General features: G+C 44.0%; 11 protein-coding genes. 10 read left to right on the top strand and 1 reads right to left on the bottom strand.

Translation table 11 applies throughout. The features are described 5' to 3' along the window. Positions 1-31 precede the first annotated feature (31 nt). From DUK53_RS11820 to DUK53_RS11805, 4 genes are all read left to right on the top strand, one after another. Complete coding sequence (locus tag DUK53_RS11820) at positions 32-1,198, top strand: AI-2E family transporter (RefSeq protein WP_036133096.1); 1,167 nt, start codon at positions 32-34, stop codon at positions 1,196-1,198. 694 nt (positions 1,199-1,892) lie between these two features. Continuing rightward, positions 1,893-7,145 (top strand): FN3 associated domain-containing protein, encoded by a 5,253-nt coding sequence (locus DUK53_RS11815; protein ID WP_036133094.1) that lies wholly within the window; start codon positions 1,893-1,895, stop codon positions 7,143-7,145. Positions 7,146-7,385: 240 nt separating this feature from the next. Then, positions 7,386-7,640 (top strand): hypothetical protein, encoded by a 255-nt coding sequence (locus DUK53_RS11810; RefSeq protein WP_036090869.1) that lies wholly within the window; start codon positions 7,386-7,388, stop codon positions 7,638-7,640. After that, entirely contained in the window at positions 7,637-8,119 is a 483-nt protein-coding gene (locus DUK53_RS11805; RefSeq protein ID WP_052165041.1) for a DUF2716 domain-containing protein, read from the top strand. Before DUK53_RS11810 ends, DUK53_RS11805 begins: the two co-directional genes overlap by 4 nt. Before the next feature lie 82 nt (positions 8,120-8,201). Here DUK53_RS11805 and DUK53_RS11800 read toward each other — a convergent pair whose 3' ends face one another. Next, positions 8,202-9,935 carry a pyruvate oxidase gene (locus tag DUK53_RS11800; RefSeq protein WP_036133092.1) on the bottom strand — a complete coding sequence of 578 codons (1,734 nt, stop codon included), beginning with the start codon at positions 9,933-9,935 and terminating at the stop codon, positions 8,202-8,204. Between the two features lie 136 nt (positions 9,936-10,071). Between DUK53_RS11800 and DUK53_RS11795 the strand changes: the two genes are divergently transcribed. The 6 genes from DUK53_RS11795 (at position 10,072) to DUK53_RS11770 (ending at position 14,585) form a co-directional block, all read left to right on the top strand. Continuing rightward, positions 10,072-11,109 (top strand): hypothetical protein, encoded by a 1,038-nt coding sequence (locus DUK53_RS11795; protein ID WP_036133090.1) that lies wholly within the window; start codon positions 10,072-10,074, stop codon positions 11,107-11,109. 36 nt (positions 11,110-11,145) lie between these two features. Then, entirely contained in the window at positions 11,146-11,472 is a 327-nt protein-coding gene (locus DUK53_RS11790; protein ID WP_036090881.1) for a hypothetical protein, read from the top strand. A gap of 10 nt (positions 11,473-11,482) precedes the next feature. Beyond that, positions 11,483-12,547, top strand: coding sequence for a HEAT repeat domain-containing protein (locus tag DUK53_RS11785; protein ID WP_036133088.1), 1,065 nt, complete (start codon positions 11,483-11,485; stop codon positions 12,545-12,547). A gap of 70 nt (positions 12,548-12,617) precedes the next feature. After that, entirely contained in the window at positions 12,618-14,009 is a 1,392-nt protein-coding gene (gene bcaP, locus DUK53_RS11780) for a branched-chain amino acid transporter BcaP (protein ID WP_036090887.1), read from the top strand. A gap of 147 nt (positions 14,010-14,156) precedes the next feature. Continuing rightward, positions 14,157-14,348, top strand: coding sequence for a hypothetical protein (locus DUK53_RS11775; protein WP_036090890.1), 192 nt, complete (start codon positions 14,157-14,159; stop codon positions 14,346-14,348). A 15-nt stretch (positions 14,349-14,363) separates the two neighbouring features. After that, positions 14,364-14,585 carry a hypothetical protein gene (locus DUK53_RS11770; RefSeq protein WP_124892752.1) on the top strand — a complete coding sequence of 74 codons (222 nt, stop codon included), beginning with the start codon at positions 14,364-14,366 and terminating at the stop codon, positions 14,583-14,585. Positions 14,586-14,685 lie beyond the last annotated feature (100 nt).

Genomic DNA, 14,685 nt, shown 5'->3' with positions numbered 1-14,685 from the left:
GACGAAAATAAAGGGAAAGAAGGTTGGGAGAATGAAAGAGTCCATTTCGAAATTCAAACAGTTTATTACAGAAAACAAATTTGTACTCGGTCTGCTAATTTTCTTGTTAGTGGCGCTGGACATCTATGTTTTAACGAAGATATCATTTATTTTTGACCCGATTATGGTCATTATAGCTACGATTGCGGCGCCGATTATTTTGGCCGGAATTGCTTACTATCTATTTAATCCAATGATTGATTGGCTGGAGAAAAAAGGCTGGAAACGCGGTTGGTCGATCGCTTTGCTGTACGTGATTATCACCGGTGTTATCGTGTTGATTTTCAGTTTTATCGTGCCAGCCGTGAAAGATCAAATCGTGAGCTTGGTGAAAACTTTCCCGTCTTATTGGGATAAAGTCGTCGCGAAGTTCAATGAATTCTCAGAGTCACCACTTTTCGATCAAGTAAAAGACAAGGTGCAAGACAATCTGAGCGAAATCACCAAAACAATTTCTGAAAAAGGCGGAAGTGTTGTAAGTAGCGCGGTCGACAGCATTGGAAACGTCGTTGGAACCGTGACCGAAGTCGTACTCGCCATCGTAACAACGCCTCTAGTCCTGTTCTATCTATTAAAAGACGGCAATAAACTACCAGACTACCTATTGAAAATGTTGCCAGTCAACTCACGCGCACATACACGCCAAGTACTACACGAATCGAACGGCCAAATCAGTTCATACATTCGCGGACAGATTATCGTTAGTTTGTGCATCGGTATTTTGCTATTCATCGGTTACATCATTATCGGTTTGCCGTACGCACTGACACTAGCAATCATCGCGGCATGTACGAGCATTGTGCCATACTTAGGACCCGTTATTGCGATTACACCAGCGATTATTATAGCCATCGTGACATCGCCATGGCTACTTTTAAAACTGATTATCGTTTGGGTCGTCGTGCAATTATTAGAAGGTAAATTCATTTCGCCACAAGTCATGGGTAAAACGCTAAAAGTACATCCGATTACGATACTATTCGTGATTTTGGTTTCCGGAAAACTATTTGGTATACTAGGCGTCATTTTCGCAGTACCAGGCTACGCGGTGCTTAAAGTCATTGTGACACACATGTTCACTTGGTTTAAACGCGTATCCGGACTTTATGGCGAACAACCAGAAAGCGACTATTTAGAAGAAGACAAGCCGACAAAATAAAATCCAATGGAATTCTCATAAAGAACACAAGAGAATTTCATCGAACCTCTGTAATATAGAGAATGTAAACAAGGTAGCAGTCAGTTTCCCCCCTTTTTCTAACTGGTAACCTTGAAAACTCCTTTTTCGACCAGCCCTCCCCTAGGCTGGTCGTTTTTTGTTGGTACTGTAGGAACAAAGTGACTTACAGTACCAATATAAGGACGAACGAAGTGAGAAGTTAATCCATGCCCTAAATCCCTAAAACATGATCACCTACTCTAACCCCTCGACCAAACCACCATATAACCGATTGAATAAAAATACATAAAAATGTATATTAAAACCGCCATCACCATCATAAAAAACATTGTCCAAACTGTGAACACGCCCCATTAAAATCCCCAAATTACCAGACAATTAAATGACACATCAACTCAGATAACGATAAGGTATGTATAGGGACAGAATAAAATACACCAATAAGAACCTACTGAAAATAAAGACTAGAAAGGTAGGAGGAAATCACATGGGAGTAGGCGTATTCAGCGCCAATCGTCTTTTTTTAAAGACTAAATAGGTGAGAGAGAGAAAACCTTTACGCAAAATAAGTATGCAACACTAGTGCGGATAAATGTATACTATATCACAATCAAAAAGGAGGATATGACTATTTTGCATGAAAACTTATGTATAAATAGTTGTGAATTTAACCATGAAAAAGAGAGAAAAGTTTGGTTTGAAAATTTTATCGGCGGCGATGATCGTTGCTTTGATGGTGCCGAGTTCGATTGGGAACATCGCAACATCGGCGGAAACGGAAGTAGCTACAAAAACAGAACAAGCAATTGAAAAAACGTTTAGCCATAAAACAGAATATCCAATACAAAAGGGAACAGATGACGCAGAAGTTACGAGTACAGCAGTCAATCTAACGAGCACAGGGCTGGATTTACACGGTTTAGCGGGAGCAACACAAGTCACTTACTTACGATTTGCCGATGTCGTTTTACCGAGTGATGCGAAAATTTCAAAGGCGTATATTTCATTCACCACACGCGATGCATCGGCGGCAGCGAACGCGACGACTATTAGCATCACAGGGGAACTTGGCGCGCAGGCTGCATTTACAAGCACCGTAGCCTCTTTTACAAGCCGCCAATTTACAGAAACAGCAATGAAAATGACGACACCGGTCGTAGCGGTCAACACAGTTTTCAATACGAATGACGTGTCTTCGATTGTGAACGAAATGCGCGCGAATACAGCAGACATCAAAGACTACGTGTTCAAAGTAACTGGGAGCGGATTAGGATCATTTGTGATGCGTTCTTACGAGTCAAACGCAGCGATGGCGCCAAAACTCGTGCTTGAATATACGTCTGCATCTGGCGAATACAAAGCCAATATCGCGAGCACATTGGATGACGCAGAAGAATACGGCATAAATAAAACGATGGATCTGAACTCGGCGATGGAAATAGGCGGGTATTATTCAGCCACGTTAACACCGGCCTACAAAGATACCTCCGCTTTCCGTTTTGCGAATGTAGCGTTGCCGGAAAATGCAAAAATTGACGACGCTTATCTAGAATTCACGACTTACGGCACCACTGCAAATCGTGTTTCCAATATGTCCATTGTGTCAGAACTCGGCAATCCCACGGCTTACACGAGCGTAGCAGGAAACATAAGCAGCCGTAACTACACGAGTTCGACTGTGAAATATGAACAAGCTTCCTTCACGACAACTGGCCAATCCATCCGAACGCCAAACCTCAAAAGCATCATCGACGAAACGCGCTTAATGGGCTGGCAAAATGGCAATGCTCTCGCGTTTAAAGTCGACGGTGATAACTTTATTGGTAGCGTTTATCAAGGTGGTTCAGCCGTAGCATACCAACCGAAATTAGTCATCAAATACACGTATAGTGAAAATGACGCGGTTGGGGAAAATGTCGAAAAAGACCCAGCACAGCTCAAAAATATTTTTATCAACGAAGTAGCAAGCATGGGCACGGACGCTCAGAAAGATGGCTGGATTGAGGTTTTTAACAACAATGATGTGCCAGTCTTTTTTGAAAAAGATGTTTTTATATCCGATGAAGCGAGTGCTTTAGGGAAATCAGAGTTGAAAAACCTCTATATCCCTGCAAAAGGTTACCGAATTGTGAAAGCGGACGGGACGGCAAACTTCACATTAGGCGATCACGAAACCACGCTTTATTTAGCAACAAAATATGACGATAGCTTCCACAAAATAGATACGTTCGACGTGAAAAAGATGGCGTTTGGCGAAACAATGGGACGCTTCAATGACGGGGAATCTAATATTGTTTCTTATAAACCAGGAACGTATGAAAGCACGAATAACGACGCGAAACCAATTGTGGCGATTGCGCTAAACCAAAAACCAGGGATGTATAAAACTGGCTTTGATTTAACGATGAAATCCGATAGCGTCAACACGATTAAATATACACTCGATGGCACGACGCCAAGCGAAACGAATGGTATTTTATACACAGGCCCAATTACGATTGACAAAACGATGACCGTTAAAGCTTACGCGTACAATGCGAAACAAAATAGCGGCGTCCAAACTTATGTCTACTCGATTCGAGAGGATGCGGAAAACATACCGCTAGCTAAAAAAGAATTTAGCGTCAAAACTGGCACGGATGACGCCGAGGTTAGCGCGACAGCCGTCAATTTAACAAGCACGGGTCTAGATTTGCACGGTCTCGTTGGCGCGGTACCGCAAGCCACTTTTGTGCGTTTTACCGATGTGGCATTTCCAGCGGATGCCGTGATTAGCAAAGCATATATCACATTCACCACACGCGATGCATCTAGCACGCCAACGAATTTGACGATTTCAGGAGAAGTTGGAAACGGTAGCGCGTTCAGTTCTGCAGTCATAACCTTCACGAATCGCCAACTAACAAATAGCACAGTGAAAACAACGACTCCTGCCAAAGTAGCGGTGAATGAACTCGTAAACACCGAAGATTTAGCACCAGTAATCGACGAAATGCGTGCAGGAAATCCGGACGTGACGAATCTCGTTTTCAAAATCGACGGGGATAAAACGGGCTCTTATCTTGCTCGTGCGTACGAATCAAACGCTGCAATGGCGCCAAAATTGGTCGTCGAATATTACTCGGGATATGGTGATTTTACTGGAAAAGTCGCGGCGGCTTCCGATGACGCAGAAGAATACGGCACGGCAAAAGCCATCGATTTAGGCTCTGTTCTAGAAATTGGCGGCTACTACTCCACCAATCTGATTCCGGCGTACAAAAACACCGCAGCTCTGCGATTTACCAACGTCGCGATCCCAGAAACTGCCGAGATTGAAGATGCTTACATGGAGTTCACGACCTACAACACCAACGCCGCAAAAGTGAGTTCCAACATGGAAATCCGCGCCGAACTTGGCAATCCTGAAACATACAAAGCGGTAGCAGGCAACATCACCGCGCGTAACTACACCAATTTGGCAGTGAAATATAGTCAGCCAGCTTTCACGGCGAGCAATCAAATCGTTCGTACGGCTAACTTGAAAAATATCATCGACGAAAATCGTTTAGCAGGCTGGAAAAATGGCCAAGCGATGGCATTCCGTATCGACGGCGATAATTATATCGGAAGTGTGTACCAAAACGGCTATCCCCAAGCGGCGAAACTGATTGTGAAATATAAAAACAACGGCAAAGGTCCAGGCATCGACGGCGCACTCACGACACCTGACAAAATTCAAAACGTCTACATCAACGAGCTATCATCAGAGGGTACCGCGAGCTCCAAAGCAGCATGGATCGAGCTTTACAACGACAACGATGTACCGGTTATTTTGGATAAAGGAATGTACTTGACCGACAAAGCGAAGACACTCGACAAATTCGAGTTTTCCAACTTCCTTATCCCTGCAAAAGGCTACCGGATTCTGTATTCTGATAAGGCGACCGAGCTTGGAAATAACCACCTGAATTTTGAAATCGGTGGGAGTGGGGATGTTATTTTATCCGCAAAAGTTGGCGCCACAATGAAAACGGTGGATTCGATTAAGTATACGAAGCAAGCGTACAATCAAACATTCGGACGCAAGCCGGATGCCAGTAAGAATTTGACTGTATTCAGCTCTGAAACATTCGCGAAAACGAACAACGATGGGCAAGAAAATTATGCCGTGCAATTCAGCAAGGAACGCGGCGTTTACGATACCGGTTTTGAATTGAGTCTGTCTTCTAAAGCGGGAGCAACCATCAAATATACGCTGGATGGCATCACGGATCCGAGCGCGACAAAAGGAACGGTCTACACAGGACCAATCACGATTAGCAAAACAGCCGTTGTTAAAGTGTACGCCTATGACGCGGATGGCAATACAGGCGTGATTTCAAGCACCTACGTTCTGCGCGACAACTACAAAAATGAAGTGACATCTGGGTATCAATGGCAGTTTAAAAACACGATAACGAGCGATGAATATGCCGAAGCAATAGATGATTTCCCGATTGTTTCCGAGACAGGTAACACGGCGAATCTGAACGCGACGACTTACGTACCAGGAACTTTCGAGTATTTAGACACGCATATGAATAAAGGTGGAACCAACTACGTCAGCTATGCAGGCGGGAAAAAATTCGGACAAGTCAGTTCTGGGCAATACAATTCGGGAGTAGCAGTGAAGTTCCACCGTGACTATAACGCGAAAAAAGCAAAATACAACTTCTTTGACGCAACGCCGGGCGAAGCCTTCCCAGTCGTAGGCAAATTCAGCAAGTTAGAATTAAAAGAAGGCCAAGACGGCCCGCAAAATGATATCTACAATCTTGGCTACAATCGTTACGACGAAAAAGTAACGAACACGTTGGCGCAACAAATGAACAAGATTTCACTACACGCAAGATACGTGCATTATTTCTACAACGGAAAATACATGGGCGTGAAAACGATGCGTGAAGATTTTGGTCAAAATATGTTTGAAGAATATTTCGGTGGCAGCGATGATGATTATACTAAAATTCGTTTCCAAGATGGCTATTTTGTACCGGGAATTGTCGAAGCTGGCGATGGTGACACGAACATTTTGACGAAAGTAAAAGCCGTTGCCGCAGCGAAAAATTTCCAAGAATTTAAGCATTATGTCGATGTGGAAGATATGATTAAAATGCAGATTCTATTCATGTTCGTGGATACAGAGCGTGAAGTGGATGCGGTTGTTTCGAATGATATTTTGAATGGAAATGGCGTGAAAATGAAGTTCAATATTAATGACACGGACGGTGCTTTTTACAATAATGGTGGTACTGGAACGAGTTATTCGGCGCTAGCTGGTGGCGGTGGAACGTATCGCTTCAAGTGGCTCGATGTGACGTCAAGACGCGGTGCTGGTGATTTATTCGGGAATTTCTCTGGAGATAGCCAAACAGCAACGGCCGGAAATTTGGAATTCAAAACGCTCGTTAAAGATCAAGTTTTAGCACAAATTGGTCCAGCGAGTGGTGAGTTCGTGGGTGCAGCAGGAGCTCCGTTGTCCGTGGCGAATGTGAAGCAGCTTATCGCGGATAACCAGAAAGAAATCGACGCGGCCTACAAACTCGATGCAGCATACATGGGCGCGAGAAACACGATGTATAAAGACTGGTTGAATGTTCAAGTTAAAGTGCAGAACCAAACCGCAGATCGTGTGAAATATTCGCTCGAAATGTGGGCGAAATACGGCATGGCGCATACGTTGCAATCCGTGAAAATCGTGGCAAACGATGCGGGTGTAGTATTAGAAAACCCTAATGCTGGAACCGATGTTTACTATACAACAGACGGCAGCGATCCAATGGGCGCAAATGGCGTTGTTTCAAGTACAGCAACGAAATACGAAGCAGGAACAACACTTGACGCAAACGCAAAACTGACTATACGTGCCTTTACGACAAATAATTGGGGACCACTAACAAAATAAGAGTGGAAAAGCCCAGCGTGGCGACAAACGCTCATTTTCGTCGTTAAAAGCTCCGTTCCAGTGCTCACGTACCCTAGTATGTTCCACGCTGGTACTCGCTTTTGCCTAGAAACTAAGCATCTGTCGCCACGCTGAGGTTTGGTAGGAACGCATAGGGCATAGTTTTCAATAGCCTTGGAAAAGTCTTTTATCTCATGTATACTGTGAGGTAAAAGGCTTTTTATGTTGGGAGAGTTAAAAATGAGTGCTGGAAAAATTATAGTTGGCGTCGTGGGTCTGATTTACGCGGTGATTTTGGTTAATATTATTTATTATATGGTGCAAACGAAGGCTGGGCTGGCATTTCCGGTTTGGATTCAAATCGTGCTCGGTGTTTGTTTCTTATTTGTTTCGGTATCTAATTGGAAGGCGAAACATTATATTTTTGGGAGTCTTTTTGCCAGCGCTGTGATTTTGATTGCAGCAAGTGTGATTGTGACTAGCGTGTTCGGATGATGGAATGGTATGAAATAGAGCATTGGCGCGCGGTGAATGAGAAGTTTCATGCGCGATATAATTTTCAGCCGTCGTGTTCGATTTTTGCGAAAGCGATTGAACCGCGGGATTCGAATGTGGTTTTTAAGGAATATAAGATTGTGGTTAAGCGTACATATACGGAAAATGATGATTTGGAACAAGCGTATTTTGACGGGGAAAAATGGACGAAAGAGCTGTTTTTACGGTTTTTCGGGGAGGAGATGTATGCGCTGGATTGGTATCATGACTATTATCGTTTTCTTGTGAATACTGAATATCCGCGTGGGGAATTTGGCGAGTGGTACGTTCCGTATTTGCCGGACGGTGACTATTATTTCTTTCTAAATATGGACATGAGTTTGGCGTGGCTCGGCCATCCGTGGCGGAATACAGTGACGGTCGTTGGTGCGGAGTTGGTGGCGTATATTGAGGAAAATGGTTGGCCGTTTTTAGAATGAAATTAGGATATTGGGACAGACCTCTAAACATGACAAAATCGCCTACCCAATTAATATGGGTAGACGAAGATTATGCCTCTTTCTAGAAGAACCGACGAATGATGGTTTTTAGTGGTGGCATCTTGCTGAAACGGTGATCTTCTAGGACGGAGCGGATTTCGAATTTTGTGTAGCCGAGTGCTTCGTCCATCACGATTTTTCCGGGAAGTGGTGCGGCGTTGCTATCTACTACCACGTCGATAATTATTGGACGTTTGGCGGTACGGGCGGCTTCGAAGGCGATTTCGAGGTCTTCGAATTTTTCTACTCGGAACCCAAGTCCACCGCAACTTTCGGCAAAATCGGCGTAGTTGATGTCGGGCAGGTCAATCGCATAATTCAGCTCGCCGGCGGATTGTTGCTCGTATTTGATAAAGGAAAGCTCCTTGTTGTTCAGCACGACGATAATCATTGGAAGTTTGTAATGCACGGCTGTGACAAAATCTTGCATCACCATCGAAAAACCACCGTCTCCTGCAAGCGCGATGACTTGGCGATTGGGGAAGGCATATTTTGCGGCGATAGCTCCTGGTAGTGCGCAACCCATCGTTCCAAGCCAAGCGGAGATGAGAAAATCGTTCTGGTGATCGAGTTGTAAATAACGCGTACTCCAAACTGTTGACGTGCCGACATCGATAGAGAAGATCGCGTCTTTTTCAGCGATTTTTTGAATCTGAGCCATCACGGCTTCTGGTGCGATTGGAGTGCCGGTTTTCGCTTGATCTTCGCGGAGCCATTTCCACCAGTTGGCCATGTTTTCCTGAGAGGCTTCGAGAAATTCGCGCTTCGCTATGTAATCTGTCGTTTCGACTAGAGCGGTAAGTGCTTCTTTGGCGTCGCCGACAATGCTGACCGTTGCTGGAAAACGATGGCCAATTTTGGATGGATCGATATCGATTTGAATGCATGTGACGTCATGTTGCGGCAAATAGTCTGTATACGGATAATCATTGCCAATCATGAGCAGTAAATCCGCTTCCTGCATCGCTTCATAAGCTGGTTTTGTGCCGATTTTGCCAAGGTTACCGAGGAAATTCGGATGCGTGTCTGGCATGACTCCTTTGGCTGGCAGGGAGATGATGACGGGCGTTTTTGTGTGCTCGGAAAATTGGACGAGCGTTTCTTTGGCGTGTTTGGTGCCAACGCCTGCTAGGATGATCGGATTTTTCGCGGAGTTGATAAGCTCTGCTGCCCGAGCGATGGTTTCTGTCGCGATTTCCGGTTTGATTTGCTCGTAAACTTCCCGTTTTGGCTTGACGGTATTTTTGATTTCTGTCAGTGGAATGTTGTTTGGAATCGTTAAAACGGCGACTCCTTTTTTCTCGTAAGCGGTGCGAATGGCTTCGTCCACGATGTCTGGCAAGGTTTCCGCGCTTTCGATTTGTTTGTTGAAAACGGCGACATCCGCGAATAAAGTTGGCAGGTCGACTTCTTGGAAATATTTCGTGTTGGCGACGCTGGTTGGGACTTGGCCGGCTAGAACGAGCATCGGCACGTTATCCATTTTGGCATCGTACATACCGTTTAGCATGTGAATTGCGCCAGGGCCACCGATTGACAGGGCCACTCCGATTTTTCCGGTAAGTTTGCTGTAAGAGGAAGCGGCGAGTGTGGCGACTTCTTCATGGCGAACGTGGATGAACTGAATGGCTTCCTGCTCGGCACGGAGCGCATCGACAATCGTATCGATCGAGTCACCCGGAATCCCGTAGACATGATTGATATCCCAGTTTTTTAGCGTGTTCACGAGAGCTGTACTTGCTTTGATTTTTGACATGTGTTCGTCCTCCTTCATAGTAATTGAGCGTATAGTGTTGTCTACCCTACTTGCGCGGAGGAAAACTTTTTTACTATTGAAGATATTTGGAAAAATGGGTATGATGGAGGTTAGAATATTTTTAAAGGAGAGGCATATGGGGAAAATAGAGGGAATTGAGAAATTAGCAGATGAATTCGAGTTTGACGTGATTCCGAATGCGAAATCGGTATATGAGGTTACGTTTGATTGGGAGTATAGCGAAGATGGGCCAGAAGATTTATTGGCGATTTGTGGGAATGATGTGGCGACGATTATTATGGATTCCGATAAACATTTGGAGGCTGCGCTAAAAGAACGTGGGACGCCATACCATTATATTGAACATCAAATTTTTGTGCCGTTTCCGAGTTTGCGTGATGCGAGCTTTTTGATAGAAGGCTTTTATTTGAATAAAGGTGTGGAGCACATGTCGGTGTTTCTGATGAAGGAGTGCCAGCCTAAATTGGATAAGGTTCAGCGGAAAAAGAAGACGGAGTGGCATCATGAATATCACCTGCAAGATGACGCGGTTTCTTTATTTTTGATGGATGATCTGCGTGTGGCGCTTGTTTGTGCGCAGGATGATGCTAACGCTAAGGACTTTATTGAGGTTCTGAAAAAACGGATGGCGGGGGAGAGCGCGCCTTTAATTGAAACAATTGAGGAAGCTACGGCGCTAGAAATTCCGGATGAACTACTTGCGGATTTGAAGTTGCCACCAGCATCGGGGTTTAATCACGTGACTGGGCAGTTATTGTCTGACGCGTCGATTATGAAGGTGTCGCGAGCGCGTGATGAGATTGATGCCATTTATGACGACGAATTGGTGCAGGTCATTACGACAGAAGACTTGGATGATTTTTTCAAAAAGGAGAAGATTCCGTTTCAAAAGCAGAACGGTTGGCTTGTTTCTGATGCGATTCCAGAGGCGAAGCGGAAAGTGGTGTTATCGAAGTGCCATAATGAGGCGTTAACAGATGAGACCTATTTATTTTATGGTAGCGTGCCGAATGTGCGTTATGAGAAGAAACAGAATCAGGGGTTTTGGAGTAAGTTGTTGACATCGTATTATTATCCGGTTTTTGAATTGAACGAAGGAGGCAAATGTGTGGTGCTGGTTCTGGATGGACAAGTCGCGATTTGTTTTGAATAAATAATTATTAATAGAGAGAATAGGAGAACAGGGAATATGGATATTATTTTATTAGCGATCATTGCTTTTTTTACATTGATTTTTGGATATTATGGGAGTATGGTAGGTTACTTTTGTGTGACTGGACGGCCTGCGAAAATAGACGATCTGATTTTTTTGAAGAAAACGAAAGCGTATTTGCGTGAAGAAAAAGTAGAACCGACGAAACTGTTTAAAATGAAGTTTGCGGTTATTGTGCAGTTTGTTGCGTTTACGTTGTTGGCAATCGTTTATTTTACGACGGATGGCTGGGGTTTTGCGTTGATGACTGTTTTTGCGGGGATTTATTTCGGGACGAATGCTTTTATTGCTAAGTTGATTTAGGAGGATGACGATGAAACACTGGTATGGCTGGGATGAAATGAACAACGAGATTGAGGATTTTGAGCTTTGGCGTTTGAAAACGATGAAGAAATTTATGTATGAGGTTCTGGAGCTTCCGCCATATTATGAGCAAAAGCCGTGTTTGACGACGCAGTTTTTGTATTGGACGAAGGAGCGCAAGGCTTATGATGTGGAGATACGTTTTATTGGTGTAAGCAGTATGAAAATGGATATGTTTGGTGATTGGCACGTTGAGGATATTCAAATTCAGCCGGATCCTATTGAGGATATTCAGTTTTATGTGGATGATTATGAGGATCATTCGATTTCGTTTTATTGTGAGGCGATTGAATATTTAGGCGTGAAGGAAAATACGGAGGAGAAATGGAAACGTGCGTTGCGGGAATGGAATCTGCTTACTGGAATGTTGGAACCTGCGCATGCGAAATTGGATGAAACGCTTGAAATTTTGGTGGATTTTATCGATCGTCCAGCTGTCGCGAATATTTTGCTTCAAGGTGTGACGCATGAAAATCCAGATGTTAAGGATAGCGCGTATGAGTATTTGTGGCATTTAGATGATCCGCGGGCGTTTGACATTGCGTGTGCTGGTCTGAAAAAGGGGGATACGTTGCGGCGGATTAATTGTTTGGAGTATTTGGGACGTTGGGGTGACGCGACGATTATTCCGCAAATGCTGGATGTGTTAGAAAGCGATGAAGACCCGCTAGTCCGTTGCTATGCCGCGGAAGTGATTGGTTATCAGGAGGATGAGAAAATGATTCCTATTTTGCAGGGATTATTGCAGGTGGAACAAGAGGATGTCGCGCGAATCGGGATACTCTATGCTTTAGCGCTTTCGGGGACCCAAGTGTTGGAACAGATTTTTGATAGCTTGAAAAATGAGGACTATATTGTCAGGATTCGTGCGGCGCTTTATTTGACGGGAATCGCGTGGAATAATCCGGCGGTATTTGATTCTATCGTGGCAATTTTGCAGGAATATCGGGAATTGGAAGAAACGGTTGCCGCTCGTGAGGCGTTCAATCGTGCGTTGGAGGAATTAGTTGGGTAATTTTATTCCGACTAAGGTTGAAGTAGTCCGAAAATTATGCTAAAATCGTGTATAGGAACGGAGGAGTTTGATGGAAAACAATAATTCATTTTTCAGAAAAAAGAAATTTCATTTAGAAACGAGTGGCGAACACCACTTAAACAAGACGCTCGGTGCATTTGATTTAACGATGCTAGGCGTTGGGGCAGTAGTTGGGGCAGGTATTTTTATTTTACCGGGACAAATTGCGTCAGTTACAGCAGGGCCAGGAATCATTATTTCATTTATTATTGCAGGATTAGCTTGTTGTTTGGCGGCACTTTGTTATTCGGAGTTTGCTTCTAAATTGCCGATTGCGGGTAGTGCGTATACATATAGTTACCATGTGTTCGGCGAAGGGATCGCATGGATACTAGGATGGTCGCTACTACTAGAGTACGGACTTGCTGTTGCTGCTGTTGCAAGTGGTTGGGCGGCTTATGTGAAAAGCTTGCTGGCCGGGTTTAGCCTTCATGTGCCAACAGCGATATCAGGTTCTTACAATCCAGATAACGGGACTTATTTCGATTTATTAGCATTTATCATCATTATTGTGATAGGTATTTTACTGAGTCTTGGCATTAAGGAATCCACGCGCGTCAACAATATCATGGTACTCATCAAGGTTGCCGTTGTTGTCCTATTTATTGTCGTTGGTGTTTTCTATGTAAAACCAGACAATTGGACACCGTTCTTGCCGTTTGGATTTAGCGGTGTGATCACGGGAGCATCGATGGTATTCTTCGCTTATATCGGTTTTGATGCGGTTTCGACGGCATCGGAGGAAGTGAAGAATCCGCAACGCAACATGCCAATCGGGATTATTGCTTCCCTCGCGATTTGTACGTTATTGTACATTTTGCTATCCGGCGTGTTGACAGGGATCGTTCCTTACGCTGATCTAGAAGGCATTAGCGCGCCTGTAGCTTTTGCACTTCAAGCAATCGGGCAAAATTGGTTCGCAGGTCTCTTGTCACTTGGCGCAATTGTTGGGATGACAACTGTTATCCTCGTTATGTCATATGGCGGAACACGTTTGTTGTTCGCGATGGGGCGTGACGGACTGTTGCCAGAAAGCTTCTCTAAGTTAGGAAAACGCAATACACCAGTTCGTAATACACTTATTTTTGCGATTGCAATGGGGCTTGTGTCTGGTGTGGTACCATTAGCGCAACTGGCCGAACTAATCAATATTGGAACATTGTTCGCGTTCTCGATGGTTTCACTCGGAATTTTCTTCTTACGTAAAAATAAAGACCTACCGACAACTGGTTTCAAAACACCGTTATATCCAGTTGTACCAGCGTTATCATTCCTATTATGTGTGTACTTGATCTTAAATCTTTCCGCGATTACATGGATTTCATTTGCGATCTGGTTCGTGGTTGGATTGGCTGTGTACTTCGTTTATGGAAAACGGCATTCTAATTTGAACGCAAAATAAAAACAATCAAAAACCCTTGAAAAAAGGGTTTTTTGATTGTAGAAATATAGCGTTCAGGATCAAAATCCGTACGTTTAGGACGAATTTGGTTTTTCGGGTCATTTTTATGATACGCTAAGTGTAAAAAAGATGAGGGAGTTTCATAGCATGAGGAAAATGATTGCGGCGGGCCTGATTTTGGTAGCGTTGATTTTGATTGGGGTTGCGTGTTACAGTTATTCGAAAAAAGAAGAATTTATTGATCGGAGACATCCTATGCGAAAGGATTTTTATCGGACATTGTACGATGAGAGATGGCTTGAGCGGTTTCCGATACAGCGATTACATAGGGGAGAGTAGTATAGGATGGTTATTTTGAAATTAATTTTTTATCTTGTTTGTGCCATTACATTGGCTGGATTGGCGGATTATGTTTTTCATTGGGAACGTTGGCGTAAGTGGATTCGGTATCTAGTTGCTGCCGTTTTATTTGTGATTGGCTTGGAGTTATTTCAAGCAGCAGGCGGGATTATTTTTAATGAGTTGGGTGTGCCAATGCCATCTTGGTTAAGATGGTTAACAGAAGAAAGCGATTGAGGTTCGGGCAAAACTCAATATAAAGAAAAATCGCCTCACCCTTTTTGGGGGTAAGACGGAAAATTTTGCTTGACACAAATCGAGCGCTTGTCGCCGATTT

The organism is Listeria sp. SHR_NRA_18, from assembly GCF_003856515.1.
GTDB classification, from domain to species: domain Bacteria; phylum Bacillota; class Bacilli; order Lactobacillales; family Listeriaceae; genus Listeria_A; species Listeria_A newyorkensis.
Note: the sequence above shows the minus strand (reverse complement) of the source record. Positions and strands in the feature narration are given on the sequence as shown.

What these genes read in the sequence shown, in the direction of transcription:
- DUK53_RS11775 (WP_036090890.1), top strand. Translation starts at nt 14,157, where the DNA reads ATGAGGAAAATGATTGCGGCGGGCCTGATTTTGGTAGCGTTGATTTTG.
- DUK53_RS11790 (WP_036090881.1), top strand. Translation starts at nt 11,146, where the DNA reads ATGGATATTATTTTATTAGCGATCATTGCTTTTTTTACATTGATTTTT.
- bcaP (WP_036090887.1), top strand. Translation starts at nt 12,618, where the DNA reads ATGGAAAACAATAATTCATTTTTCAGAAAAAAGAAATTTCATTTAGAA.
- DUK53_RS11810 (WP_036090869.1), top strand. Translation starts at nt 7,386, where the DNA reads ATGAGTGCTGGAAAAATTATAGTTGGCGTCGTGGGTCTGATTTACGCG.
- DUK53_RS11795 (WP_036133090.1), top strand. Translation starts at nt 10,072, where the DNA reads ATGGGGAAAATAGAGGGAATTGAGAAATTAGCAGATGAATTCGAGTTT.
- DUK53_RS11815 (WP_036133094.1), top strand. Translation starts at nt 1,893, where the DNA reads ATGAAAAAGAGAGAAAAGTTTGGTTTGAAAATTTTATCGGCGGCGATG.
- DUK53_RS11800 (WP_036133092.1), bottom strand. Translation starts at nt 9,935, where the DNA reads ATGTCAAAAATCAAAGCAAGTACAGCTCTCGTGAACACGCTAAAAAAC.
- DUK53_RS11785 (WP_036133088.1), top strand. Translation starts at nt 11,483, where the DNA reads ATGAAACACTGGTATGGCTGGGATGAAATGAACAACGAGATTGAGGAT.
- DUK53_RS11820 (WP_036133096.1), top strand. Translation starts at nt 32, where the DNA reads ATGAAAGAGTCCATTTCGAAATTCAAACAGTTTATTACAGAAAACAAA.
- DUK53_RS11805 (WP_052165041.1), top strand. Translation starts at nt 7,637, where the DNA reads ATGATGGAATGGTATGAAATAGAGCATTGGCGCGCGGTGAATGAGAAG.